This is a genomic window from Nitritalea sp. (assembly GCF_054166705.1).
Genome location: NZ_JBSZCV010000012.1, coordinates 134044 through 158435, shown reverse-complemented (window position 1 = coordinate 158435; position 24392 = coordinate 134044). Strand labels below are relative to the sequence as shown.

Below are 24392 nucleotides of genomic sequence, written 5' to 3'. Positions count from 1 at the left end.
AGGCATTTACTGGCCTAGATGGACTTAAACCGGCTGCTGCAGGGGGAAGGAGAGGTAAAAGGTACTGCCCTCATCCACACGGGATTCGAACCAAATGCGCCCACCTGCGGTCTCTACACCCCTTTTCGCGATGGCCAGCCCCAGTCCGGAGCCCTCCGACTTGGTGCTGAAATTCGGGACGAAAATCTTCTCAGCAAGCTCCTCAGGAATTCCCTTTCCGTTATCCTGAATCGAGAGTAAAACCTGGCCCTCCCGGGCAAAGAGCACCAGCTGGATCTCTGGCTTTCTACCCTCAGGTACAGCCTGAATGCCATTGATGATTAGGTTGCCGATCACACGTCCGAAGAGCTGGTCATCGCCTAGGATGAGAATTTCTTCGGCTGGCAGCTGGTCATCGAAGTGCAGCTGCAGGTCCTCCCGATTCTTAAAGAGTTCTACGGCCTCTATTACGACTTGCCGGAAGTCCATCTGCTCATTCTTCGGCAAGGGCATCTTAGCGAAAGTGCTGAAGGAGGTGGCGATATCACTTAACGTATCGACCTGATGAATAAGGGTTTGGATGGGCTTTTTCAACTTCTCCGGATCATCGAGATGGCCCATCTGCTGAAGGCGCAGCAGGTGCTGGAGGGTCAGCTTCATGGGGGTAAGGGGGTTCTTTATTTCATGAGCTACCTGCTTGGCCATCTCTCTCCAGGCGGATTCTTTTTCTGTGCTGGCCAGCGCCTTTTTCGAGCCTTCGAGCTTGAAAAGCATATTATTATACTCATCGATTAAGAGCCCGATTTCGTCCCTGCTGGGCCACTGCATGGGCTCATTCGTGTCCAAGTCAGTTTCGGAGAGCTTGCTGGTCAGCATTTTAAAGGGATAGGTCAGATTTTTCGACACGAAATATGAGATGATCAGAAAAACGATAAAAATCAGTACAAAGATGTTCAGGATATTACTAAACACATCTGCAATCAGGGCATCGAGTTCATTTTCGGATTCGAAGAAGGGGATGGCCATGATAGCGCGAATTTCCTTATTGTTTGTGGAGCGTATAGCGGCATAAACAGCCTTGTAGCGCAGCTCACCCACTTGTTCATCGAGGAGGATAATGTTATTTTGGCCTTCTACGATTTGCGCGATGGCGCGCGGGTTTACCCATGGTCGAAGGATGCCTTTGTCAAAGATATTCGGCTGTGAGGTGGCTAGGAGGCTACCACTCGGCTCGTAAATATTGATCTCTGTACTCGTTAACAGCGAGAGATCGCCTACTGCCTCGGGAAAATCATCTGACTCCAGCTCTCCCGCGATTTCTCGCTCTAGGATAGCGGACAGGTTGTTGCCGATCAAATTCGCGCGCTGAAAATACTGCCTATTCAGTTCTTCTCTGTAACTATTCGTCAGCAGGCCGATGATAATCACCGATATAACAAGCATGGGCACGAAAAAGGCGAAATTCAAGTAAAACTGTAACTTCGTAGAGTAATTAAAATCCACGCGCCGCATGCCCCGAATCGTCAGATAAATCAGGATAGATAGGAGCGTAAGTAGGATATAGGCGATAAAGTAAAAGGAGATATCGGCTAAAATATAGTAGATCGGATACAGCGGGGAGCTGACGACTACAAAGCGGCCGCTTTCCCCTACCCCGACATGGTGGTAGCCTTTTAGATTCACTCCTTCGCTGTCCAGCCCGCGCATACTTGGAAGCTGGAGGACGTCTTCAGCGCGATAATTAAACACGCCTACACTATACAGCAGCTCTTCGTCGCTGTAGACTGCGTAGTCGAAATTACGGCTATTTAGGCCTGCGCTATATTTATCATCAAGCAGAAGCCGGGGGAAAACGGCTCCCGGCAGCACTTTCATCTGTTTCAGATAGAGCAGCACAGTTCCGAGTAATTGGTTATCCCGTATAATGGGAATAAAAGCCACATAAGTGTTGCCAAAATCCTCCTCAGGGTTTTTAATAAAATAAAGGTCCCGAATAGAGGTGGCGTAATCACTGTTTACATACTCCTTTTTATAGTCGAGCAGACGGAGGGGACTATCGGCATCCAAGAGGTCATCCCCTGCCACATTAAAGAGCCGAATCGTCACCTCGTACTGATCAAAATACCCACCGATATGGATTTTTTTAATTTTTCTTACGATGGCCTCATTTGACTGCAAGGGATCAGGCAGAACGGTTTTAATAAAGAGGTCTCCTGCTACGCGTTCTTTCACGTCAGCCAGCAGGTACTCGGCGAGAATATCATTTTCTACAAGTTGCTGCTGCCCGAAACTCACTTTCGTCTGCTTATCACTCGCTAGCTGTACCTCATAAGTGGCCACGCCGGTGATGACGGCACCGATTAGGCAGCCGAAGAAAAAGGTCAAAAAGGTGTTCAGCCCAAGGGTAAAAACATTTTCATACAGACGAAAGGTTATGATGGAGACAACTAAGATGAGGTGGGCACTAAAAACCAAAACCAGCATCCAGTTCAGGTAAAGCAGGATGCCGATGGTGGGTATGCTAAAGAATAGCAGCACTTGCAGTGCAAAGCGCCTGCCTATGCCCATATGCGTCATGATAAGGTTCATGACAAGGATAGAAAAGAGCAGATAGCCGGCTCCTGCGATGAAAATGATGACCAGACTGGTGAGCTTAAAAGCGTCGAAAGACGGGATCGCCAGGATATTAAGCTGCCACTGTGCATTCTGAAATATATTCAAGTAAAGGAAATAGAACAGCAGTAGCAGCACACAGGAGAACAGATAAGCCGCAAGGGTGTAGGTCCAAGCGGGTTTCGGGAGGAGGAAGCGACGGATTTTATAGGTGAATTTTTTACGCGTAATAAAACCGATAATCATCAATAATACGACGATGGAGAAAACCACATTTAAAAAAAGGTCCCCTAAGCTTGGGTTAAAAAAGGAGGATGCGTAAAATTTCGCACTGAAGAAGTCCAGCTCGAAGTAATCCTGAGGAAAGTGAAAAAATAACATCAGCGCACGCACACTAAAGAGTAAAGTGGCCGTGTAAAAAATTGCGAGTAATCCCTTTCCTCTCGACCACAGCATGCGGATAAAGTCGTAACCAATAAGTAACAGCAAAAAAATAAGAGAAAAGAAAAAGATTAGCAAGGTGATATTTCCTTCGTTCAGGTACAGGAAGGAGGCATTGTCTTGGAAACCAACAGAAAAAAAATAATCCCCATTCGCAGCGCGCAGATCTTGGAATCCGGTCCGCGAGGAGGCGGCAATCACGATGGGCTGCCCCCCAAATAAGCGGCTATCAGGACCCGTAAACAGATATTGATTTTCGATCGTCCGCTTATAGAAAATCGGAACGGCCTGCAAGAGCCAATAATTTTGCCCTCCGCGCGAAAAACGACGGAGCTTAGTAAAATAACGTCCAAAGTTATCTTCCACCAGCTGGTATTTACTTTGGACGCTAACTAGATTAAAGTCGAGCACCAACGTGAAATCAGACCAAAAGGCCAGCTTTCCTTCCTCAGAGTAGACCAAAAAGGGATAGGCGGTATCAAAATTAAGTTGGGAAAACCGAAGACTTTCATCCGGCTTACTTCCAAGCAGCAGGTTGACAAAATCCTGATCGAACTGGGCATCGATTGCCTGAAATTGCGCATTCAATTGCTCAAAATAAGCTTGTTCATCATCTCTGACGGTGAGGTAGAAGCTTCCAACCAGGAGGAGGAAGCCCATGGAACCGAGGAGAAGAAATAGAAGAAGGCGTTTTTGTTTTAACATACTACCAGAAAAGAGTTCCTACAAGCAGGAAAACGTTGTAAAATACGAAAAGAAGACAGTAAAATGTGTGCTTTTTTCCGCTAATTCTCCACAGCACAGCGCGATGGGTACAGCTATAGGAAAAGAAGAGATTTAGGACAGCTCCTATGTTTCCTTTGCGCAAGGCGCAAAAATCATGCAGAAGAAACAAAAAAAGACGCCATGAAGACGTCTTTAGATGCTAGGGGTGCACGCGGATTTGCGCAATAGAAGCCGCAGCAAACCTTGTTTTTATAATTTTTCGCCGAAGAAAACGAATTTCTTCTTTCTATTTTTAGCATTGCGATACCAGAGATAGCCTAGTACTGCTGCGATTAAGTAGGGCATTGTGAAAAGGTAGAGAATTCCGGCATTAAGACCAGCACCTACCGATGTATCCCCATTCGACACATTATTTTCCACTGTAGCACGACACATGGCACACTGCGCCATGCTCTGCGTGTGGAGAAGAAATGTAAGAAATAGGGAAAAGCTGAGGGCAATAATCTTTTTCATACCTAAATAAGTTTTTTTTACGTGCGTAAGTTCCCTTAATGCATGTAGTAAGGACTGATCATCAGATAAACAACTACGCCACTTACCGTCACATACAACCAAATCGGATAGGCGAAGCGCACTACTTTTTTGTGCTTGGCTCTTTGATCCGTATAACCATAGTAATAAGCAAATAGGATCGGGAAAAGGGCGACTGCAGCTAAGATAATATGCGAAATCAGAATGAAGAAGTAGATCGTCCGGATGGTTCCCTCACCACCGAAAGAAGTACTTTCAGCTGAAGCATGATAAATGACATAGGAAACCAAAAAGATGGCACCTAGACCAAAGGCGGTACTCATAGCTGTCCGATGCATGGAAATGTTATTTTGCTTGATAAATACCAAGCCAGCGATAAGTGCCACGGTAGCGGCCGAATTAATAACTGCATTTAGATGGGGCAGGAAATAAACCCAATCCGAAGCCACGTCTAATTTCGTAGGCATAAAAAGGAGAATCGCTACCACGACAGGTACTGCTATCGAGATGATGGTAATCCAAAGCCGAATAGTGCTTTCATTACCGGTACGCATGACATTACTTTTTTCCATGTAAAAGAACCTTTGTTTCAAGAATTAAGAGATCTACATCTTTACGATTGGTGCCGCTATAATAACCACGGATACGCCCTTGGTCATCTATAAGAACAAACTTATCGGAGTGGACAAATTCCTCCGGATCATCGCCACCATCGATGGTGGGGAGGATAAAACCACAGCGAGCAAGCTCATAAATAGCATCTTTATCTCCGGTGAGAAAATGCCATTTATCGGAGGCCCGATGGAAATCGGCATACTCACGAAGAACTTCTGGCGTATCGTATTCGGGATCGATGCTGATAGAGAATATTTGAACACGATCATCACCACGGAAAGCATCGTCCACGCGCTCCATTTCAGTAGACATGACGGGGCAGATACTTGGACAAGAGGTAAAGAAGAAGTCCACGATGGTCACCTTACCTGTCATCTCTTCTCTGCCGAGGGCGTCCTCTCGGTGACTCGTGAGCTCAAAATAGGGAATGGTATGTTGTACTCCCTCATCATAAACACAGTCATGGTACACGTTCTCCACACCATCTTCGAATAGAAGCGGAATATCATACTGATTTTCTCCGAATGCTTTTAGAAAGAGAAAGATCAAAATGGGTACTAATAATATGCAGACCAATACCAGGCCCTGCAGCATACGTAATCCTTTCATAGTACAGAGATAACAAAAAAGCAGGCAGAAATGTCTATTCCTACCTGCTTTTTTTTGAACAATAGAATAGCGATTACCAGCGCATGAGGAAGATCTCGGACCCCTCCTTAACCAATGCGATCGCCAACCATACCAGAAAGATTAAAGGCACTACTATAGAGTAGAAAAGCGGCTTGGCTTCTTCTCCTAGGTGCATGAAATCCATCATAATGTATTTTGCCTTCCAGATAGTGAGTCCGATAAAGATTAAATAAAGTAGGATCCCACGCTCCATGTTGAAAGCAAATACGAACTCTACGAGTGTAAGAGCAAGAAGAATACCCGCAGTTTTCCAAATTTTTACAATCTTAGCCTCATCTCTAGGGATGACGTTAAGTGGTTTATTTTCTGTCGCCATAGTCTATTTATTAATTAGATGAGATAGAAGAAGGTAAATACAAATACCCAAACTAAATCTACAAAGTGCCAGTAAAGGCCGATTTTCTCTACCATTTCATAATGACCTCTTCTTTCATAAACACCCACAGCAGCCTGATAGAATGCTAAGAATAGAAGCACCACACCGATAGTCACGTGAAAACCGTGAAATCCAGTAATAAAGAAGAAGAGCTGAGCAAAGGCTGCGGGACCGTATTCATTAACGACTAGGTTAGCGCCAAAGATCGTATCCGTAACGACTTTACCCATATTATTTACATAGGTAATGGTACTACCGCCGTCGGAACCGTGAATAAAGTGGGACCATTCCCAAGCCTGGCATCCTAAGAAAGTAAGACCTCCTAGAAGCGTCCACAACATCCACTTTACAACATCCTCTCTATCGTTACGATGTCCAGCTTCCACTGCTAGTACCATAGTTACGGAACTCGCAATCAAAATAAAGGTCATAAGACCCACGAAAACGAGTGGCAAATGCATACCATGAAAGAAAGGAAAGGCATCAAAAACCATTTCCGGTACGGGCCAGTATTCGTTTGATCCCACAAATACATCATCTGGCCCAGCGTAAGCAGGAAAGCTGACGCGTATAGCCACATAGGCTACAAGAAATGCAGCAAAAGTAAAGATATCGGATAGTAGGAAAAACCACATCATGAGTTTTCCATAACTCGCCTTGAGCGGTTCATTACCGCCACCCCAGACGCCTCTTTTAGAGCTCACACCTGGGACTGATGTCGAAACAGTAGCCATATTCGTTAATAATTTTAATGATTCAGTAGAAGGAACATAAAGAGATAAAGCCAAAGACCTCCAAGAAAATGCCAGTAAGTCACACACATTTCCATGACAGTCATTTCCTGCGAATGCACTTTATATCGGAATGACGAAATTAATACAAAAATGATAAATATCACACCACTTATCAAATGTATTCCGTGCAATCCGGTAAAAACGTATAGGAAGGAGCCAGAGGGATTACCTACGAAGAAGACATCACGATCAACCAATGCTACCCAACCGTACCACTGCGCCACCAAAAAAGCAACCGCAGCTAAAACAGTTACGGTCATCCCTAGTTTTAGTTGCAACAGATTATCTCGTTTGGCAGCTGTATAGGCCCAGTGTAAAGCCAAAGAACTAATAACGATGATGCCTGTAGAATACCAAAACAACGTTGGCAATTCAAACTCTAGCCAGTTACCCTCAGATTGACGTACGATATAAGCACTAGTTAGCGCAGCAAAGATCATCACCACTGTCACCATAAAAAGCCACAAAGCAAACTTTTTAGGATGCATGGCGATGGGCTGCTCTACACCTTCCGCATAAGCGAATTTTTCTTCCATATTAAACTTTATCTAATAGATACGCGATTTGAACGATAGGCAAATACAGAAATGATCCAAACATGATACGCAAGGCAGATTTCCGCGAACAATCGCGCATAAGTGAAAACGTTTGGGCTAGAAATAAAACACCACAAACTGTTGCCACAATCCCTGAATTTATCCCTGTCAAGCCGAAATAAGTTGGCAATAAGCCCAAAGGCAACAAGAATAAAGTGTAAATCATAATTTGAATCGCTGTATTTAAGTCTTTCTTACCACCTGACGGCAACAGTTTAAAACCTGCGCGTTTATAATCCTCATCACTAACCCAAGCAATAGCCCAAAAATGAGGAAACTGCCAAATAAATTGAATACCAAACAGGATAAGAGCCTCATGACCGATAACTCCCGTAGCAGCAGTCCAACCTAATAATGGAGGCATTGCACCAGGAATAGCCCCGACGAACACAGCAATAGGCCCCACACGTTTTAGCGGAGTATAAGCAAACACATACAGTACCATACTTAGTATGCCTAACCACATGGTTAATGGATTTGTGAAGATCCATAGCAAGTAAATACCCGTAAACCCAGAGAAAAAGGTAAACAAGATGGCCTCGTTTAATCCAATTGCGTCCGTGGGTAGTGGACGGTTTTGAGTCCGTTTCATGAGCTTATCATAATCACGCTCCCAGATTTCATTCGCAGCACCAGAGGCTCCACTTATAAGAAAGCCACCTAACATCAAGCCTACAAAAGTGGGCCAAGAAAATACTGCCCCAGAATCTCCAAGGATATATCCAAAAACGGCAGAAAAGGTAACCAACAGGGACAACCTAAGCTTTAATAGCTCAGCATACGCTTTAAGGCGAGAAGACACAAATTGGGTCCAGTAGTCAAGAATGAAATGAACGGTTCTCATGAAGGAATACTATCACTTTTAACTTTTTGATTCCCAATAAAAAGGAGCAGTAAAAACTGAACCCCAATTATTAGCGCGCCGAACAGTAAATGAATCGGCTGAAGAAAGGCTGGTATAGCAAAATAAGCCATACCAACACCGGAAAGAATTTCTAATACAATGACACCAAACAACAATTTAGTAAGCCAATAAATCTTACTCCCCCGTACCGTGTACTTGTAGATCCAATAAAGTAAAACAGCATGAATCAATAGTAAGGCAAGCGAATAAGAACGATGTATAAGAAACTCAATTCCTAAATTATTAATCCATTGACCCCTAAAAAGGTTCCCAAATTCAAAGGCAACATGATCTATAGCCTCGCGAACTTGCGTACCTAAAACGATTTGAGGAATCATAAGAATAAATCCAACCAGTAAGAGCGAATAAACCTTACTCGCATTTTTCATGGTATACTTTGGAACATAATTAACCTTAAGCGCACGGTAAAACACGTACAATAAAAGGCAAACGATAAGCAAAGCAAGTACCATGTGTACCGTAATCATCCATGGAAGTAGATTCGTTGATACTACTATGGAACCTATCCAAGCCTGAAAAAGAAGAAGGACTAAATTAATAAAGGACAGAATAGTGATCCACTTATCTACACCGTAAAGCGCTATAGAACGAATGAATACAGCTAAAATCAATAAGCCGATAATCGCACCGATAAGCCTGTTCACATACTCAATCCAAGTTTTGGTAGCATTGAACTCTTCTTCTATTAAGATACTCTTATCATTTCTTATTTCCTCGGCTTTATTTGAAAAACCTAAGCGCTCAAGAGAGGCAACAAATCGATCATTCTTGTTGATTCGCTTTTCGAGATATATCTCCTGATAATTAGATGGGAGCTGATTCACGCTTGTAGGCGGAACCCAGCTCCCAAAACACTTAGGCCAATCCGGACATCCCATACCAGAACCAGTACTTCTAACGATGCCCCCAACCAAAATGAGGAAATAAACAGCTAACGCGGTTATCATGGCTAACCGGCGAAAGCTGTTTAAAGATTTAAGATTTTGCTTCATTAGCGACCAATACTTCTTGTTCCTCTGCCATAATTTCCTTCTCTAACTTAACAAGCTCTTGCTCATGTGGTAAGTTTGATTCAGGTGTAGCAGATAAAGGTACAGTCTGCATGATGAAATCCTCCTTAGCACCTGGCTTAGAATAATCGTAAGGCCATCTATATACAGTAGGAATTTCACCAGGCCAGTTACCATGCCCAGGAACTACAGGAGTAGTCCACTCAAGGGTGGTTGATCTCCAAGGGTTTTGATTCGCTTTTCTACCTCTATACATGCTGTAGAAGAAATTGAACAAGAAGATAAACTGCGCCGCAAAAGTGATAACAGCTGCAGCAGAAACAAACATATTCAGATCCTCATACATATTAGAGAATTCAAAACCAGTCCAGCTATAATATCTTCTAGGAAAACCTGCGATACCAATGTAGTGCATCGGGAAGAATACCAGATATACACCTACAAATGTCAACCAGAAATGGATATAACCTAAGCGATTATCCATCATACGACCAAACATTTTAGGGAACCAGTGATAAACACCCGCAACAAGTCCAAAGAAAGATGCAGAACCCATCACAAGGTGAAAGTGTGCTACTACGAAGTAAGTATCATGCAACTGAATATCAATAGCAGAGTTACCAAGGAAAATACCCGTTAAACCACCAGAGATAAAGAAGGATACTAGACCAATAGAGAATAACATTCCAGGTGTAAAGATGAGATTACCTCTCCACAGTGTAGTCAAGTAGTTAAACACTTTTACAGCTGAAGGAATCGCAATAATAAGTGTTAAGAACATGAAAATACTACCCAAGAATGGATTTAATCCTGAAACAAACATATGGTGTGCCCATACCACGAAGGAAAGAATGGTGATCCCTAACATGGAAATGATCATCGCCTTATATCCGAAAATAGGCTTACGTGAATTAGTCGCTATAATTTCAGATGTTATACCTAAAGCAGGCAACAACACGATATATACCTCAGGGTGTCCCAAAAACCAGAATAAATGCTGGTATAGTACAGGGCTACCACCGGTATTAGGTAATGCTTCCCCTGCAATATAAATATCTGAAAGATAGAACGAAGTCCCAAAGCTACGATCAAACACAAGTAAAAGTGCAGCAGCGAATAACACAGGGAATGACAATAAACCAATGATAGCTGTCAAGAAGAAAGCCCAAATGGTTAAAGGCAGTCTGCTAAATGACATCCCTTTCGTTCTCAAATTGATAACTGTAGAGATGTAGTTAATACCTCCAAGAAGGGAGGAGGCGATGAAGAAGGTCATCGAAATTAACCATAAGGTCATACCCAAACCGGAACCCGGAATCGCTTGCTCAAGCGCAGATAAAGGAGGATAAACTACCCATCCACCTGCAGCCGGGCCTGTTTCAATGAATAGGGAGATGAACATGATTACACCGGCCACGAAGAATAACCAATAGGAAAGCATATTCATGAAACCAGAGGCCATATCCCTTGCACCAATCTGCAGCGGAATAAGAAAGTTTGAGAAAGTACCCGATAAACCTGCAGTTAATACAAAGAACACCATAATCGTCCCGTGCATGGTTACTAAAGCCAGATAAAACTCAGGGTCAAGCTTACCCGCCTCATCGATCCAACCTCCAAGAAGTGGTTTCAAGAAGTGAAGCTCCAGATCAGGAAAACCAAGTTGTAAACGAAAGATTACAGAAAGTAATCCCCCGATGATAGCCCAAAATATACCTGTTATAAGGAATTGCTTCCCAATCATCTTATGATCATAACTAAAGATATATTTGGAGATAAAACCCTCCTCGTGATGCTCATGATCGTGATCGTGAGCATCATGGGAAGCAGTAGATTGCGCTAATGTTGCCATGTGATATTTAGTTTACTTGTGTTCTGAAATTGTGATTTCCGCTAACTCTTTTAAGTCAGGAGTTAAATTTTCAACAAGTGAGGGATTGTTAACAATATAGGGCTTCTGCTCTGCCATCCACTTTCTATATTCAGCTGGCTCAACAACCTCAATCACTCTTCTCATTGCATTGTGCCCTCTACCGCAAATTTCAGTACAGGCAATTTCATATACGAATTCATCATTCCCAAGCTCCTGTCGCATTTCGGCTGTCGTTTTCGTAGGGACAAACCAAAACCGCGTTGGCATACCAGGTACCGCATCCATTTTCAAACGCATGTGAGGCGCGAAAACAGAGTGTAAAACATCTCTAGATCTTATTTTGAATTCAACAGGTTCACCTTTTGGTATAACAACTACAGGCGAAGTAAAGTCATCTAGTGCATTTTTATCTGTGAAATCAATCCCAGAGGCGTTTGTACCTGAAGTCAAACGATAATCATGAGAACCTAAGACACCATCCATACCTGGATAACGCACCTCCCAACCGAACTGATAGCCCATAAGTTCTACTTGATGAGACTTTTCAGGCGCTGGTGCTGTGATGTCAGACCAGGTTTGATAACCACCAATCACAAGGATGGTAAGCACAATGGCAGGTACCACTGTCCAGATCACCTCAAGCTTGTTATTATCCGGATAAAAAGAAGCAGTACGCTTCTCATCATAACGATACTTGTAAGGGAAAACAAATAACAAAATATGCGTTACGATAAATATAAAGCCAGTAACTGCCATTGTAATCCAAAACAGTTTATCTGTTTCAATACCATGCTCAGAAGCTACTGGAAGCGTATAATTATCAAATTCCTTAACAGAATACCATACCATAAGTCCCCCGAATAGTACGAGAAACACAATGAATAGAAAGGCGTTGACACTATTACTGCTACTTGCAATCTTCTTATCAGAACCCTTCACCACAGAAACTAGTGTCTGAATGCGGTATACCATCCAAATCAAGGACAGTAACAACACAACACCTACAGCAATAAGAAATCCGTACATAATAAATAATTTTTCGGACTAGATTAAATATGATGCTGAAGACTTTCTTCTAACATCGGATGATTTTTAGGAACCAAGTTGCCTTTCGATAAGCCTGTTAAAACAACTATCGCAACGATGGAACCATACGCTAAGAAAAGACCGATTTCAATCAAGCCTAAACCACCATGTTCTCTAAGCGTTCCCGGCTGTACCATCAACGTGTAATCAATATAATGACCAATAATGATAAGCGAAGAAATAACTTTCAAGAATACACCATGTCTTTTCGCGTCTCTTGTCATAAGAACAAGGAACGGTAAAATAAAGTTTAGTCCTAGATTTACAAAAACCAACGGCCCATATAACTCACTCTGTAGTCTCTCTACAAAATAAACAGACTCTTCAGGAATGTTCGCATAATAGATCAAAAGGAACTGCGAAAACCAGATATACGTCCAGAATATGGAGAACGCAAACATGAATTTTCCGAGGTCATGAATATGATTTGAGTTAACCATTTCAAGATAGCCCTTATCTTTCAAAAACAATGTGATAAGAGTCACCGCTGACAGACCCGCAACAAACCAGGAAGCGAACATGTACCAGCCAAACATGGTGGAGAACCAGTGCGTATCGATGGACATAATCCAATCCCAAGCAGCAATAGAAGAAGAAACCGCAAAGAAAACAAGAAAGATGGCCGACATTGTCCTCGTTTTTCTCCAGTAACTATCAGACTTTTCTAAATCTTCTGCGTACGAGAGCTGCTTTAATTTATTGAAGAAAAGAGCCCAAGCTGCAAAGAAAACGACCATTCGTACGATGAAGAATATAGGGAAGGATCCTTTCGCCATTGGCCAAAAGAAAAAGCCCCCTTTTCCATCAATAATACGATCGTATTGAGGATCGTTCACATCATACAAGTAACTATGTGTCCAGTGAAAGATATCATGACCTACAATAAAATAGCTACCAATAGTAATAACGGCCGCATAAGGCAACCAATTACCAAAAGACAAAGGAATTCTTAGAATAGGAGCAGACCATCCTGCTTGCGCCGCATACTGAAGAGCAAAGAAAAACACACCAATAACTGCAATACCTGCAAAATAAATATTGTTCACCCACACAGCAGCGAATAGTCGATGGTACCAGTGATACGCATGATCCCCGGCCTCTGCCACTTCTTCGTGCCCACCGGCACTCATGATCTCAATCACAATCCCTGCGACAAGAATTATGGCACCGAGTACCATAATTTTCATTATCGGCTTTTTAAAGGTCCCAGCAAAATCAAATTTCTGATCCCAGTTTATATCGATTACTTGCTTACCCATGACTATTGCTTCTGAATTTCTTGTTTAACATAGTGTGTGATTTTCCATCTCTTTTCTTGAGACATTTGCGAACCATGCGCAAGCATTCTGCCCTTTCCATGTGTGATAACATGGAAAATGTGACCTTCTGGCAAGTTGATATAAGCACCACCTTTCAGGTTAGCTACACCACCTAACACCTCACCCGCTTTTCCATCACCTTCACCATTAGGGCCGTGGCAAGTCGCACAGAACTGCGTGTAAAGCACTTTACCTTCTGCCAGAACCTGATCCGTAAGCTCTACTGGATTATCGATTTCTGCAGCCTTTTCAAGCTCATTTACTCCAAGACGATAAGGAAGATAGCCCTGATGGTTGCGTGGAACGGTACCTTGTACGGGCTCACGCATATTCATACCATGAGGATTATTCGGGTTAGAGTTAAAAAACTCACCCTTTCCATCTTCACGTGAAGATAACCAGCTCCCTTGCGACTCATCTCTAATTTGGCTAAGTGGCTCGTATGCTACAGAATTATACATCTGAGGAGCATATTCATAACCTGGGTGATCACCAGAGGCACTACATGAGGATAATCCCCATGTAAGCCCTGCTACACACGCTGTATATAGGAAAGTTTTTGTATTCATCTTATCTACTTAGTCAAAGTTCTTTTTATTCACCTCAGAAGCACCAGTAGCTTTTAATACTTCACCGATCTGCTGCTCATCTAATTTAGCATTTGCGGCTAAATCAATGGCCATCACATGCTTATCATCCGTAATGCGAATGTCAAAAATCCTAGGCTGACCCCATGGTTTTAAATTGCTACTTACGAAGAAAACGCCACACATACCGAATGCTGCTAATAGAACCGTTAATTCAAACGTCACCGGCACAAAGTTCGGAAACCCTGCGAAATCCTTACCTCCAATAATCATAGGCCAGTCGAACTTCATCATATAAAACTGCATGGTGAGTGCAAGAGTAGTCCCTAACATCCCAAAAAGGAAAGCAGCTATAGGAAGTCTAGAACGTTTATAACCAAGGGCCTCATCCAAACCGTGAACAGGGAAAGGCGAGTATACCTCGTGAATCTTCACGCCACTATTTCTAACTTGGGCCACGGCATCTAAAAGAACATCTTCGTCCTCATAAACACCTAATACGAAATGCTTATCTCTTTCCATATTATTTTTTCACTTTTTCACCAGAAGATTTAACAATAGATTTCACCTCTGCCATGTTAATCACAGGGAAGAACTTGGCAAACAACAAGAATAAGGTAAAGAACAATCCGAATGTAAAGAGATACACACCCATATCCGCCCACGTAGGAGAAAACATCGCCCAAGAAGAAGGTAAGAAGTCTCTATGTAAAGAGGTGACAATAATTACAAATCGCTCAAACCACATACCGATGTTTACTACAATAGATAGAATGAAGGTAAGAACGATGGAGGTACGAATCTTCTTAAACCAGAAAAGCTGAGGAGAAATAACATTACATGTCATCATCGCCCAGTAAGCCCACCAGTAAGGGCCGAAGGCTCTGTTAATAAACGCATACTGCTCGGCGGCTACACCTGAATACCAAGCGATAAAGAACTCTGTGATGTAAGCTATACCTACGATAGAACCCGTAATGATAATTACGATGTTCATCAGCTCGATATGACCGATCGTGATGTAGTCCTCAAGTTTAAACACCTTACGCGTTATGATCATCAGCGTTAATACCATAGCGAAGCCGGAGAAAATCGCTCCCGCTACGAAGTATGGAGGGAAAATCGTGGTATGCCAACCTGGAATTACAGAGGTTGCAAAGTCAAAGGATACGATCGTGTGTACCGATAGTACCAGAGGAGTCGCTAGACCCGCAAGAATTAACGCAACAGCCTCATAACGGAACCACGTTTTAGCAGCACCATCCCAGCCGAAAGAAAGTGCCCCGTAAATGGTCTTCCTCAAGCCTGTAGCACGATCACGAATGGTAGCAAAATCTGGAATCAATCCGATGTACCAGAATACCAGGGATACGGAGAAATAAGTAGAAATCGCAAAAACGTCCCATAACAGTGGGGAATTAAAGTTTACCCACAAAGATCCAAACGTATTTGGCAATGGAAGTGCCCAATAAGCACCCACCCAAGGTCTCCCCATGTGAATAACTGGAAAAAGCGCCGCACAAATAACCGCGAAAATGGTCATCGCCTCTGCCGCTCTATTAATGGCCATTCTCCATTTTTGTCTGAATAAAAGGAGAACAGCGGAAATCAAAGTACCCGCGTGACCGATACCTACCCACCATACGAAGTTGGTGATATCCCAAGCCCAACCGATGGTCTTATTTAATCCCCACATACCGATCCCCTCCCAAAGGGTAGCAGCAAGTGCTATAGCACCTACCCCTAAAACTCCAACGGAAGTCAGTAAAGCCAAGATCCATGAGAGGGTAGGCTTACCCTCCACATGTCTTGATACGTCATGGGTAACGTCTTTTAAGGTTTTCCCTCCTGTTATCAGAGGTGCTCTTAGCGATGATGTAACCTGCATATCTTTCTAAATTTATTACGCTTCTGATTTATCCTTATTTCTGATTTTGGTAAAGTACCAAACATTCGGGCTAACATTAATCTCTTCTAATACGTGGTACGCACGCTCCTCGCCCACTTCCTTGATCGCCTCCAGCTCATTCTCCTGAACTTTAAGCAATTTAGAAACACGGCTTTCGGAATCATTCATATCTCCGAATACAAGAGCATCTGTCGGACAAGCTACCGCGCATGCTACGTTGATCTCGCCATCACGTACTGGACGACCTTCACGCTTAGCAGTTAACTTACCCGCCTGAATACGCTGCACACACATCGAACATTTCTCGATCACGCCACGCGCACGCACTGTAACATCCGGGTTAAGCACCATCTTACCCATGTCATCATTCTGTGCTACGTTCACAACAGAGAAGTCCTTGTTGTCATGATACTTAAACCAGTTGAAGCGACGCACTTTATACGGACAGTTGTTCGCACAGTAACGCGTACCGATACATCTGTTGTACGTCATTTGGTTTAAGCCTTCCGATGAGTGCGTAGTAGCAGCTACTGGACATACTGTCTCGCAAGGAGCGTTGTTACAGTGCTGACACATCATCGGCTGGAATGTAACCTCAGGATTTTCAGAAGCGACCTCGAGACCTTTTAAGTCCTTCACGTCTGCATCAGAGCTGTAGTAACGGTCCACACGAATCCAGGCCATCTCACGACGGTTAAGAACCTCCTGCTTACCTACCACGGCCACGTTATTTTCTACCTGGCAAGCGATGGTACATGCACCACAGCCTACACATGAGTTCATGTCAATGGCAAGTCCCCAGTGATGCTGGCTGTACTTGTGCCCCTTCCACAAACTAACTTTTGATGGCTTAACAAATTTACCATCTTTATAAATTTCAGGTCGATAACGGCCTGCAAAAGGATCCTCTTTATAAGCTCCTAACGTAGACTCCTGTACCACAAATTCGCGACCCATATACGTTTGGTGCGTCTGCGTCTGAGCGATACTGTACGTGTCAGTCGTTAACTCTACCGTTACACCTTCTGTGATATCAAAATTCACGTAGTCGCCATTCGACATCAATAAGGCATAAGCATTTACCCCTACACCATTCGCAACGCGACCCGCCTTCGTTCTGCCGTAACCGATCGCCAAACCTACCGTGCCTTCAGCTTGTCCCGGTTGAACGAGCACAGGCACAGTTAACGACTTATCACCAACAGTTAACTTCGCCTTACGCGTAGCACCTTCTACCATACGTAGACCGTTTTCGTTCGCCCACTTCTGAGATACCGTTAGGTAGTTATCCCAAGTAGCTTTTGAAATCGGATCTGACATCTCTTGCAACCAAGGGTTGTTCGCCATAACACCTGTACCTACACCGATCTTCTTGTAAACGATAAGCTCAGTACCTGAATTATCTGCTTTGTATGCCTTCGCTACGGCAGAAGCTGCCTGCGCAAAACCGTTAAATTCAGTTAAGGATACTGGAGTAAATGCTTCCTCCACTACACCATTATGCAAGCTAGAATCCCAGAAAGTTTGGAAGTCAGCGATCACATCCTGCTTAGCGAAATGCGCCTTCCACTCTTCTTGTAAAAGCTCGTAATAGGTCATAGAATCACCAGCCCATACTAAGAATGACTCAGGAGCTTGACGCGTATTAAATAAAGGAGAGATAGTAGGCTGGGCTAAGCTATACTCACCTAAACGTGGACTGTAATCATTCCAAGACTCTAGGAAGTGATGCGTGGGAGCTACATATTGAACAAGAGATGCTGTCTCGTTTAATGTATCGTTTGTGGAAACACTTAACTTAGCTTTGGAAATGTTATCCGCAATTTCTTCGCCTTTGGCAAAGTCATACGCAGGATTACATTCGTGGAAAATAACCGCATCGATTCTTCCCGCTTTTAGATCTGCCACAAACTTATTCATCGCGGCATCATCCCCTTTTCTGAAATAAGAAGGACGAGAAAAATCTACCGTTTTTCCATTATTACCCAGTAGATCATTGATGGCATTGATCACCACCTGAACGTTCGGATCATTCGATCCAGAAACCACTAAAGAAGCACCTCGATTCGTCCACAACTCATTCGCAGCCTTATTCAAGTGCTCCACCTCTACCGCTGGAGCGTTAGTTGTAGGAGCTCCAGCCTTTTTAGCCAGTGCATTGTAAAGCGCTAATACAGCCAAGCCAGACTGAGAAGCCTTTAAAGGTGTTCGGTAATCAGCATTAGCGCCAGTTAACGAAAGGTTCGACTCAAACTGGTAGTGACGCGACATCTCCGGCTTCTCCTTAGAAATCTTTCTCGTCTGCGCGTAGTCTTTGCTAAACTCGATGGGAGAAATCCAAGTACCTAAAAAATCGGCTCCGAAGCTGACAATCGTTTTTGCTTTATCAAAGTGATAAGTCGGAATACCTTTTACTCCATAACTTACATCGGCAGCTTTTAACACACCGTAGTTTGAAGAAGGATCATATGTTACGACGTTCACATTCGCATACTTATCTGCAAATTTGGCAACGGCCTTCTCCGTGCTTGGAGACAGAATCGTATTGGTAACAATTGTAATAGAAGAAGCGGAAGCAAATTTGCCCGTTAATTCCTTATCAAATGCATCCCAATCCTTACTTTCGCCATTGGCCATAGGCCCTGAAAGTCTTTGCTTATCATATAAAGAAAGTACTGACGCTTCTACTTGCGCTGAAGTACCTCCCTGAGTGGTAGGTGATATACCATTACCATCGATTTTAATCGGTCTACCTTCTCTCGTCTTAACCACGATGGAAGCATAATCGCCACCGATGTTATACGTAGAGGCGTAGTAGTTCGGAATAGATGGATCGATATCCACAGGCTTATTCACATAAGGGATAGCCTTACGAACAGGAGCTTCGCAAGCAGCTAAAGAAGCTGCCGCCAAACTAAAACCCATTAACTTCAAGAAATCTCTTCTTGAAGGAGTATTCTCTTCTTGCGTAGGTAATTCAGGAAACTCACGATCTGCATTTTTAATAAACGCAGGGTCATTTGTAAGCTCCTCGACGCCTTTCCAATATGTCTTTTTAATTTCTTTCATCTTATATATATCCAGAAAAGAAGATTCTTATTTGATTAATAGTGACACTTCGCACACTCCAAGCCACCGATATCTTTTACTTTTAAAGAACCTTTTGACTCTGAGTGAAGCTGTACTAACTTGTCGTAATAGGCATTGCCATTCGACTTAATATCTGTTTGTCTGTGACAGTCGATACACCAGCCCATCGTTAGCGAGCTATGCTGATACACCACTTCCATTTCTTCGATAGGACCATGACAGGTTTGACACTCAATACCACCCACTGCTACGTGCTGTGCGTGATTGAAGTAAGAAAGATCCGGTAAGTTATGAACACGCACCCACTCAATCGGTCTATTATTGTCATAAGCGTCGTATATCTTCTGAATTTCGGGAGAAATCCCATCTTTACCGCCTACATTTTGAATATGCGTATGACAGTTCATACAAATGTTAGCCGAAGGAATATTAGCAGATTTACCGATTTCTACGCCTGTGTGGCAGTACTGACACTCGATTTCATACTGTCCAGCATGTAGTGCATGAGAAAAAGCAATCGGCTGCTTCGGCGCATAGCCCTGCTGAATACCCACGGAATAAAGACCATCGATAGCCGTCTTTGCCACTAAGGCAATTACTAAAGCAGTAACAATGATAACAAAAGCATCGGACTTAAGGATTTTACCTAAATCAAATTTTTGATTCACAAACTCCTTATCGTCTTCCTCTAGATTCTGAGAGTTGAGATACTTTGTAAGTACCGAGATGATTAGACCTAAAACTATAAGGATTAACAATAAGACAATCACTAAAACCGCCAGGATGATAGTTAAGTATTCACTCGGAACACCTGATCCACCGCCCCCACCGGCGGAACCTTCACCACCACCGCCAGCTACTTGCGCTTCAGCTTTGTCACCATACTCTATGTAAGCTAATAAGTTCATGACGTCATCATCGCTCAAAAACTCGTGCGATGGCATAGCTAGCTTATTCCACTCTTCGTAGATAGCTACAGCCTGAGCATCCCCAGAAGCGATAAGCGCTTGACTATTTTTAATGAACTTCCCTGCCCACTCCAAGGATCGACGTTCTGTCACACCGCGTAAAGCAGGCCCTGTCGCACGCTGATCCAGCTTGTGACAAGTACGACAGTTGGAATTAAATAATGCTTTACCAGCCGAAATAGCTGATTCGTCATCTGGGACGTCCGGATGGGCAGCGAATGCCTGTGTCCCCAACACCATGAGGAACAAGAACGCTAAGACGCCTAACCGAGACGGAATGCTTAATAAAGAGCGTTTGATTGACATATTTATTACTAATTAACCAGTTTGATTTATTCCTAAACTTAAACATCACAAAAGTACGACCGCAATTCCATTTTTCAAACTTGAAACTAAAGCTCCTAAAGCAGCAAATCCCAGCTCAAATAATTCACCAAAGACCTGAAATACAGTCATTTATAAGCAATACATCTAAGCTGATTTTAATTTAGAAAGCTTATAAATAAGTAGTCATCTATAAGAATTGACCAGGCTGATTATGATGCTTTTATCTCTTGCACATAAAAATTAACAGCTCTACAAACAAGCACGTAGTTGATCAAACTGCTATTTTTAAGGCTAACAAATTTTGAAAATTCGAACTTATGCTTACCTTTGCACTTCGAATTAATGGTCGCGTGGCCGAGTGGCTAGGCAGAGGTCTGCAAAACCTTCTACAGCGGTTCGAATCCGCTCGCGACCTCATCCAAAGCCTCCCCTACCCTCTTAAAAAAGGGTTCGGGAGGCTCAGTTTTTTGTAAACAGGATAACAAACTTTCCTCCTGTGTTAAGATTCCATTCCACGCAGTTCTTCCCTTCTTTCCCTTAACACCTTTTTCCGTAATTCCAGTGTAGCCGTGGTTCATGCTATGCTTAAGATTTTTTATTTAAAGCGTATAATCCCCTGAATAAGTTTCAATATAAACCAGATTTATCTGTATTATTTACAGTTGTAACCAAATCTCATCCCTCACATTCTTGCCACATGAAAGAACCCTTCACGTACAGCCATCTCCTGATAAAATGCCCTACTTTTTCAAACCTGGGCGAAATCATCAATTTAAGCTGCTTGTAAACACTTTCCACACCCATTGAAAAACCTGCCTGCTGCACATCACAACAAGTCCAAGCACTAAATCCCCTCAGTCCCTACAGAAACAGCTCCTGAGAGCCAAAAGAGATGTCTCCCTATTAAAAACCAATTCTCAATGAACACAAAAAAGCCCGGCATAACCGGGCTTTTTTATTTAAACAGTCAAGAAGGCTCTCGCTTACTTCTTACCGCCTTCCATTTGCTCTTTCAACTGTGCTAATGCATCTAAATCTCCAAGGGTAGATTTCTCTGCCGGCTCAGTAGACTCAGGCTTCTTCTTAGCAGCTGCCGCCTTCTTAGCAGGCTTTGCTTCTTCTCTGAAAGTAGCTGTGTGCGAAAGCACGATACGCTTGTCCTCTTTAGAGAATTCCGTAACCACGAAGTCAATCGCCTCACTCACCTCTACAGAAGAACCATCTTCTTTCTCTAAGTTTTTAGAAGTCGCAAAACCCTCTAAACCATAAGGCAGCTCAAGTACAGCACCCTTATCGTTCTTAGAAACTACCGTACACTTGTGCGTAGAACCTACAGGGAATACAGACTCGAAAGTATCCCATGGATTTTCTTCCAGCTGCTTATGTCCTAAGGCTAGTCTTCTGTTATCTACATCTAGCTCTAAAACAGCAACATCTAGCTCATCGCCTACTTTTACAAACTCAGAAGGGTGCTTGATTTTCTTCGTCCAAGACAAATCAGAAACGTGTACCAAACCATCGATACCCTCTTCAAGCTCTAAGAATAAACCGAAGTTGGTCAGGTTACGGACCACACCACGGTGCTTCGTTCCTACAGCGTATTTCGTGCTCATGTCACCTTTGGTCCAAGGATCCTCTGTCAGCTGCTTGATGCCAAGAGACATCTTACGATCTTCTTTATCTAATGTAAGTACTACCGCCTCGATCTCATCACCCACTTTCACGAAATCCGCAGGATTACGTAAATGCTGCGACCAGCTCATTTCAGAAACGTGAATCAAGCCTTCTACTCCTGGAGCCAACTCTAAGAATGCACCATAATCTGCTACATTCACGATCTTGCCCTGTACACGAGATCCAACTTCCAATTCAGCAGATAGCGCATCCCACGGATGAGCCGTAAGCTGCTTCATACCTAAAGAAATACGCTTCTTGTCATCATCGAAGTCTAATACTACGATCTGTACTTTATCATCCAAATTAAGTACTTCCTCTGGATGATTAATACGACCCCAAGAAATGTCGGTAATGTGAAGGAGACCATCTACACCACCCAAGTCGATGAATACACCGAAGTTGGTCATGTTCTTGATCACACCTTCGAGTACCTGACCCTTCTCTAGGTTGTTTAGAATCTCTGCTTTTTGCTTCTCAAGATCTTTCTCGATGAGGACCTTATGAGAAACTACTACGTTATCATTCGCGTGGTTAATTTTAACCACCTTCACTTCCATTTTCTTTCCTACGTAAACGTCGAAGTCACGGATCGGCTTCACGTCGATCTGAGAACCCGGTAAGAAAGCTTCTACACCGTAGATATCTACGATCAAGCCGCCCTTCGTTCTTCTCTTTACAAGACCTTCGATCACGTTATCATCTTCTAACGCAGACTCAATGTCCTGCCAAGCACGTACCATACGCGCCTTCTTTCTGGAAAGCACAAGCTGCCCTAAAGCATTCTCCTGCTCTTCGATAAACAACTCCACCTCGTCACCGATCTTTAAATCAGGTAGGTCACGGAATTCCGAAACAGGTACTAAACCGTCAGACTTGAAGCCAATGTTAATAATAACATCCTTATCATTAATACCTACTACAGTACCTTTGATAACTTCTTTCTCTGTGATCTCATTTAACGTACCCGCATAAAGCGCTTCCATCTCCTCACGCTTGGCTTTAGAGTAACCTTCACCGAAACCTTTGGTGTCGAAATCGTCCCAGTTAAAATCTTGATTGTTTGACATATAAATGTTATAACTCTGATTTTCAACAGCCCTAGAGTCATCGGGCTGAGGTTTTACAGTAAGGAATTCCTCTCTTTACGAAAGGCCACTTCACTCGAAGGGATTGCAAAACTACGAAAAAATCTTGACAGCACCCTTTAAAAGCCTATGAAATACAAAGAGATGAAGAAAAAAAGCCCCCAAAAACGCTTTGGAGGCTGCAAGCAAAGAGTTAAACATTTAGTGAAAGGACTATCGTCCCATGCAAATATACACATCCACAGGTTATTTACAAAACTGAAAACAGCATATGCACTAACGCGTGAGGACTTTAAAACCCTGTACTTCTTTTCTCGACCTGTTTTTCGAGCAGGACGCAGCTCCGAGCACGCTTTGAACACGGGAGCTTTGCACCGAAAGGTGCAAAACTTACCCCCGCTCCCTAGCAATTTTCTGCAAGCTATTTATAAACGCTTCACTTCGATATTTCGGAACCACACGTCATCGCCATGGTCCTGTAGCGCAATACGACCTGACTTGAAAGACCCAAAGCCCGACATATCCTTAAACTTGCTTCCAGCGATTAGCTCCTCCCAGCTCGTGTCCCACAGAGAGGTCTGCACCACCAAGACGCCATTAAGCTTCAGCGAAAGCTGCTCGTCCTGAACGATGACTTCCGCTAAATTCCACTCCCCCACTGGCTTCGCAGCTTCCTCACTCGCCTCGATCAGATCATACAAGTCCCCCGCACGATGGGTGCGAATCTGGCCATCAGGATGTCCATCATTATCTAAAATCTGCATCTCGGGGCCTGTCATCCAGGGATACTGAAAGTCGTCCGACTCATGTACTAAAAACATGATGCCCGAATTCCCATTTTCGGATATTTTCCACTCCAAACGCAAATGAAAATCGTCAAAAGACTCCTCTGTAATGATGTCGCCACCATCACCCGTCTGCCAGCCATCCTTATTCGAGGCATCTAAATAGAGCACGCCCTCCTTTACTTTCCAGGCAGCACCCACAGGCTCCCCCCCGTACTTGCGCCAGCCACTTAAGTCTTGCCCATTAAATAACGAAATCCAGTCTGAATCCGTAGCATCTGCTAGCTCCGCAGACTCCGCATCTACTTCTTCCGTGCGCTCCGGGCCGCAAGCCGCCAACATACCGGCTAAGCACATCCCTAAAATCATTTTCTTCTTCATAGTCTGTCT

19 protein-coding genes and 1 tRNA gene are annotated in these 24392 nt (G+C 43.4%); 1 reads left to right on the top strand and 19 read right to left on the bottom strand.

Translation table 11 applies throughout. The features are described 5' to 3' along the window. Nucleotides 1-24: 24 nt before the first annotated feature. The 17 genes from ACXIT9_RS09735 to ACXIT9_RS09655 all read right to left on the bottom strand — a co-directional run bounded on the left by ACXIT9_RS09735 (nt 25) and on the right by ACXIT9_RS09655 (nt 20434). Nucleotides 25-3738, bottom strand: coding sequence for an ATP-binding protein (locus tag ACXIT9_RS09735; RefSeq protein WP_458056034.1), 3714 nt, complete (start codon nt 3736-3738; stop codon nt 25-27). Between the two features lie 270 nt (nt 3739-4008). Beyond that, on the bottom strand, nt 4009-4272 hold the full coding sequence (locus ACXIT9_RS09730) for a hypothetical protein (RefSeq protein WP_458056033.1): 264 nt from the start codon (nt 4270-4272) through the stop codon (nt 4009-4011). Nucleotides 4273-4307: 35 nt separating this feature from the next. After that, complete coding sequence (locus tag ACXIT9_RS09725; protein WP_458056032.1) at nt 4308-4862, bottom strand: DUF420 domain-containing protein; 555 nt, start codon at nt 4860-4862, stop codon at nt 4308-4310. After that, nucleotides 4849-5514, bottom strand: a complete 666-nt coding sequence (locus tag ACXIT9_RS09720; protein WP_458056031.1) for an SCO family protein — start codon at nt 5512-5514, stop codon at nt 4849-4851. The genes ACXIT9_RS09725 and ACXIT9_RS09720 overlap by 14 nt, the downstream gene beginning before the upstream one ends. A 73-nt stretch (nt 5515-5587) precedes the next feature. Continuing rightward, complete coding sequence (locus ACXIT9_RS09715; RefSeq protein WP_458056030.1) at nt 5588-5911, bottom strand: cytochrome C oxidase subunit IV family protein; 324 nt, start codon at nt 5909-5911, stop codon at nt 5588-5590. Nucleotides 5912-5925: 14 nt separating this feature from the next. Continuing rightward, nucleotides 5926-6705, bottom strand: a complete 780-nt coding sequence (locus ACXIT9_RS09710; protein WP_458056029.1) for a cytochrome c oxidase subunit 3 — start codon at nt 6703-6705, stop codon at nt 5926-5928. 14 nt (nt 6706-6719) lie between these two features. Then, on the bottom strand, nt 6720-7301 hold the full coding sequence (locus tag ACXIT9_RS09705; RefSeq protein ID WP_458056028.1) for a cytochrome c oxidase subunit 3: 582 nt from the start codon (nt 7299-7301) through the stop codon (nt 6720-6722). 1 nt (nt 7302) lies between these two features. Next, nucleotides 7303-8205 (bottom strand): heme o synthase, encoded by a 903-nt coding sequence (cyoE, locus tag ACXIT9_RS09700; protein WP_458056027.1) that lies wholly within the window; start codon nt 8203-8205, stop codon nt 7303-7305. Then, nucleotides 8202-9278: a COX15/CtaA family protein gene (locus ACXIT9_RS09695; protein WP_458056026.1), complete on the bottom strand. Its 1077-nt coding sequence runs from the start codon at nt 9276-9278 to the stop codon at nt 8202-8204. The genes cyoE and ACXIT9_RS09695 overlap by 4 nt, the downstream gene beginning before the upstream one ends. Further along, a complete protein-coding gene (locus ACXIT9_RS09690; protein ID WP_458056025.1) occupies nt 9262-11148 on the bottom strand; it encodes a cytochrome c oxidase subunit I in 1887 nt (628 codons plus the stop codon). Before ACXIT9_RS09690 ends, ACXIT9_RS09695 begins: the two co-directional genes overlap by 17 nt. A 12-nt stretch (nt 11149-11160) precedes the next feature. Further along, the gene (locus tag ACXIT9_RS09685; RefSeq protein ID WP_458056024.1) at nt 11161-12195 is read right to left on the bottom strand and encodes a cytochrome c oxidase subunit II; all 1035 of its coding nucleotides are present in this window, start codon (nt 12193-12195) and stop codon (nt 11161-11163) included. Between the two features lie 23 nt (nt 12196-12218). Beyond that, nucleotides 12219-13514: a quinol:cytochrome C oxidoreductase gene (locus ACXIT9_RS09680; protein WP_458056023.1), complete on the bottom strand. Its 1296-nt coding sequence runs from the start codon at nt 13512-13514 to the stop codon at nt 12219-12221. A gap of 2 nt (nt 13515-13516) precedes the next feature. After that, nucleotides 13517-14143 carry a c-type cytochrome gene (locus tag ACXIT9_RS09675; protein ID WP_458056022.1) on the bottom strand — a complete coding sequence of 209 codons (627 nt, stop codon included), beginning with the start codon at nt 14141-14143 and terminating at the stop codon, nt 13517-13519. 9 nt (nt 14144-14152) lie between these two features. Continuing rightward, complete coding sequence (locus ACXIT9_RS09670; protein WP_458056021.1) at nt 14153-14683, bottom strand: DUF3341 domain-containing protein; 531 nt, start codon at nt 14681-14683, stop codon at nt 14153-14155. A gap of 1 nt (nt 14684) precedes the next feature. Beyond that, a complete protein-coding gene (gene nrfD, locus ACXIT9_RS09665) occupies nt 14685-16049 on the bottom strand; it encodes an NrfD/PsrC family molybdoenzyme membrane anchor subunit (RefSeq protein ID WP_458056020.1) in 1365 nt (454 codons plus the stop codon). Nucleotides 16050-16064: 15 nt separating this feature from the next. After that, a complete protein-coding gene (locus ACXIT9_RS09660; protein ID WP_458056019.1) occupies nt 16065-19139 on the bottom strand; it encodes a TAT-variant-translocated molybdopterin oxidoreductase in 3075 nt (1024 codons plus the stop codon). 35 nt (nt 19140-19174) lie between these two features. Then, complete coding sequence (locus tag ACXIT9_RS09655) at nt 19175-20434, bottom strand: c-type cytochrome (RefSeq protein WP_458056018.1); 1260 nt, start codon at nt 20432-20434, stop codon at nt 19175-19177. Nucleotides 20435-20799: 365 nt separating this feature from the next. Here ACXIT9_RS09655 and ACXIT9_RS09650 point away from each other — a divergent pair. Further along, a tRNA-Cys gene (locus ACXIT9_RS09650) sits at nt 20800-20870 on the top strand. 568 nt (nt 20871-21438) lie between these two features. On the opposite strand, the gene rpsA is transcribed toward ACXIT9_RS09650, so the two are convergent. After that, nucleotides 21439-23199 (bottom strand): 30S ribosomal protein S1, encoded by a 1761-nt coding sequence (rpsA, locus tag ACXIT9_RS09645; RefSeq protein WP_458056017.1) that lies wholly within the window; start codon nt 23197-23199, stop codon nt 21439-21441. A gap of 443 nt (nt 23200-23642) precedes the next feature. Next, a complete protein-coding gene (locus ACXIT9_RS09640; protein WP_458056016.1) occupies nt 23643-24383 on the bottom strand; it encodes a family 16 glycoside hydrolase in 741 nt (246 codons plus the stop codon). Between the last annotated feature and the right edge of the window lie 9 nt (nt 24384-24392).

Excerpts from the sequence above, each read along its gene's own strand:
- ACXIT9_RS09660 (WP_458056019.1), bottom strand. The coding sequence starts at position 19,139 with ATGAAAGAAATTAAAAAGACATATTGGAAAGGCGTCGAGGAGCTTACA.
- rpsA (WP_458056017.1), bottom strand. The coding sequence starts at position 23,199 with ATGTCAAACAATCAAGATTTTAACTGGGACGATTTCGACACCAAAGGT.
- ACXIT9_RS09690 (WP_458056025.1), bottom strand. The coding sequence starts at position 11,148 with ATGGCAACATTAGCGCAATCTACTGCTTCCCATGATGCTCACGATCAC.
- ACXIT9_RS09710 (WP_458056029.1), bottom strand. The coding sequence starts at position 6,705 with ATGGCTACTGTTTCGACATCAGTCCCAGGTGTGAGCTCTAAAAGAGGC.
- ACXIT9_RS09725 (WP_458056032.1), bottom strand. The coding sequence starts at position 4,862 with ATGGAAAAAAGTAATGTCATGCGTACCGGTAATGAAAGCACTATTCGG.
- ACXIT9_RS09675 (WP_458056022.1), bottom strand. The coding sequence starts at position 14,143 with ATGAATACAAAAACTTTCCTATATACAGCGTGTGTAGCAGGGCTTACA.
- cyoE (WP_458056027.1), bottom strand. The coding sequence starts at position 8,205 with ATGAGAACCGTTCATTTCATTCTTGACTACTGGACCCAATTTGTGTCT.
- ACXIT9_RS09640 (WP_458056016.1), bottom strand. The coding sequence starts at position 24,383 with ATGAAGAAGAAAATGATTTTAGGGATGTGCTTAGCCGGTATGTTGGCG.
- ACXIT9_RS09680 (WP_458056023.1), bottom strand. The coding sequence starts at position 13,514 with ATGGGTAAGCAAGTAATCGATATAAACTGGGATCAGAAATTTGATTTT.
- ACXIT9_RS09720 (WP_458056031.1), bottom strand. The coding sequence starts at position 5,514 with ATGAAAGGATTACGTATGCTGCAGGGCCTGGTATTGGTCTGCATATTA.
- ACXIT9_RS09705 (WP_458056028.1), bottom strand. The coding sequence starts at position 7,301 with ATGGAAGAAAAATTCGCTTATGCGGAAGGTGTAGAGCAGCCCATCGCC.
- ACXIT9_RS09730 (WP_458056033.1), bottom strand. The coding sequence starts at position 4,272 with ATGAAAAAGATTATTGCCCTCAGCTTTTCCCTATTTCTTACATTTCTT.
- ACXIT9_RS09715 (WP_458056030.1), bottom strand. The coding sequence starts at position 5,911 with ATGGCGACAGAAAATAAACCACTTAACGTCATCCCTAGAGATGAGGCT.
- ACXIT9_RS09685 (WP_458056024.1), bottom strand. The coding sequence starts at position 12,195 with ATGTACGGATTTCTTATTGCTGTAGGTGTTGTGTTGTTACTGTCCTTG.
- nrfD (WP_458056020.1), bottom strand. The coding sequence starts at position 16,049 with ATGCAGGTTACATCATCGCTAAGAGCACCTCTGATAACAGGAGGGAAA.
- ACXIT9_RS09655 (WP_458056018.1), bottom strand. The coding sequence starts at position 20,434 with ATGTCAATCAAACGCTCTTTATTAAGCATTCCGTCTCGGTTAGGCGTC.
- ACXIT9_RS09695 (WP_458056026.1), bottom strand. The coding sequence starts at position 9,278 with ATGAAGCAAAATCTTAAATCTTTAAACAGCTTTCGCCGGTTAGCCATG.
- ACXIT9_RS09735 (WP_458056034.1), bottom strand. The coding sequence starts at position 3,738 with ATGTTAAAACAAAAACGCCTTCTTCTATTTCTTCTCCTCGGTTCCATG.
- ACXIT9_RS09670 (WP_458056021.1), bottom strand. The coding sequence starts at position 14,683 with ATGGAAAGAGATAAGCATTTCGTATTAGGTGTTTATGAGGACGAAGAT.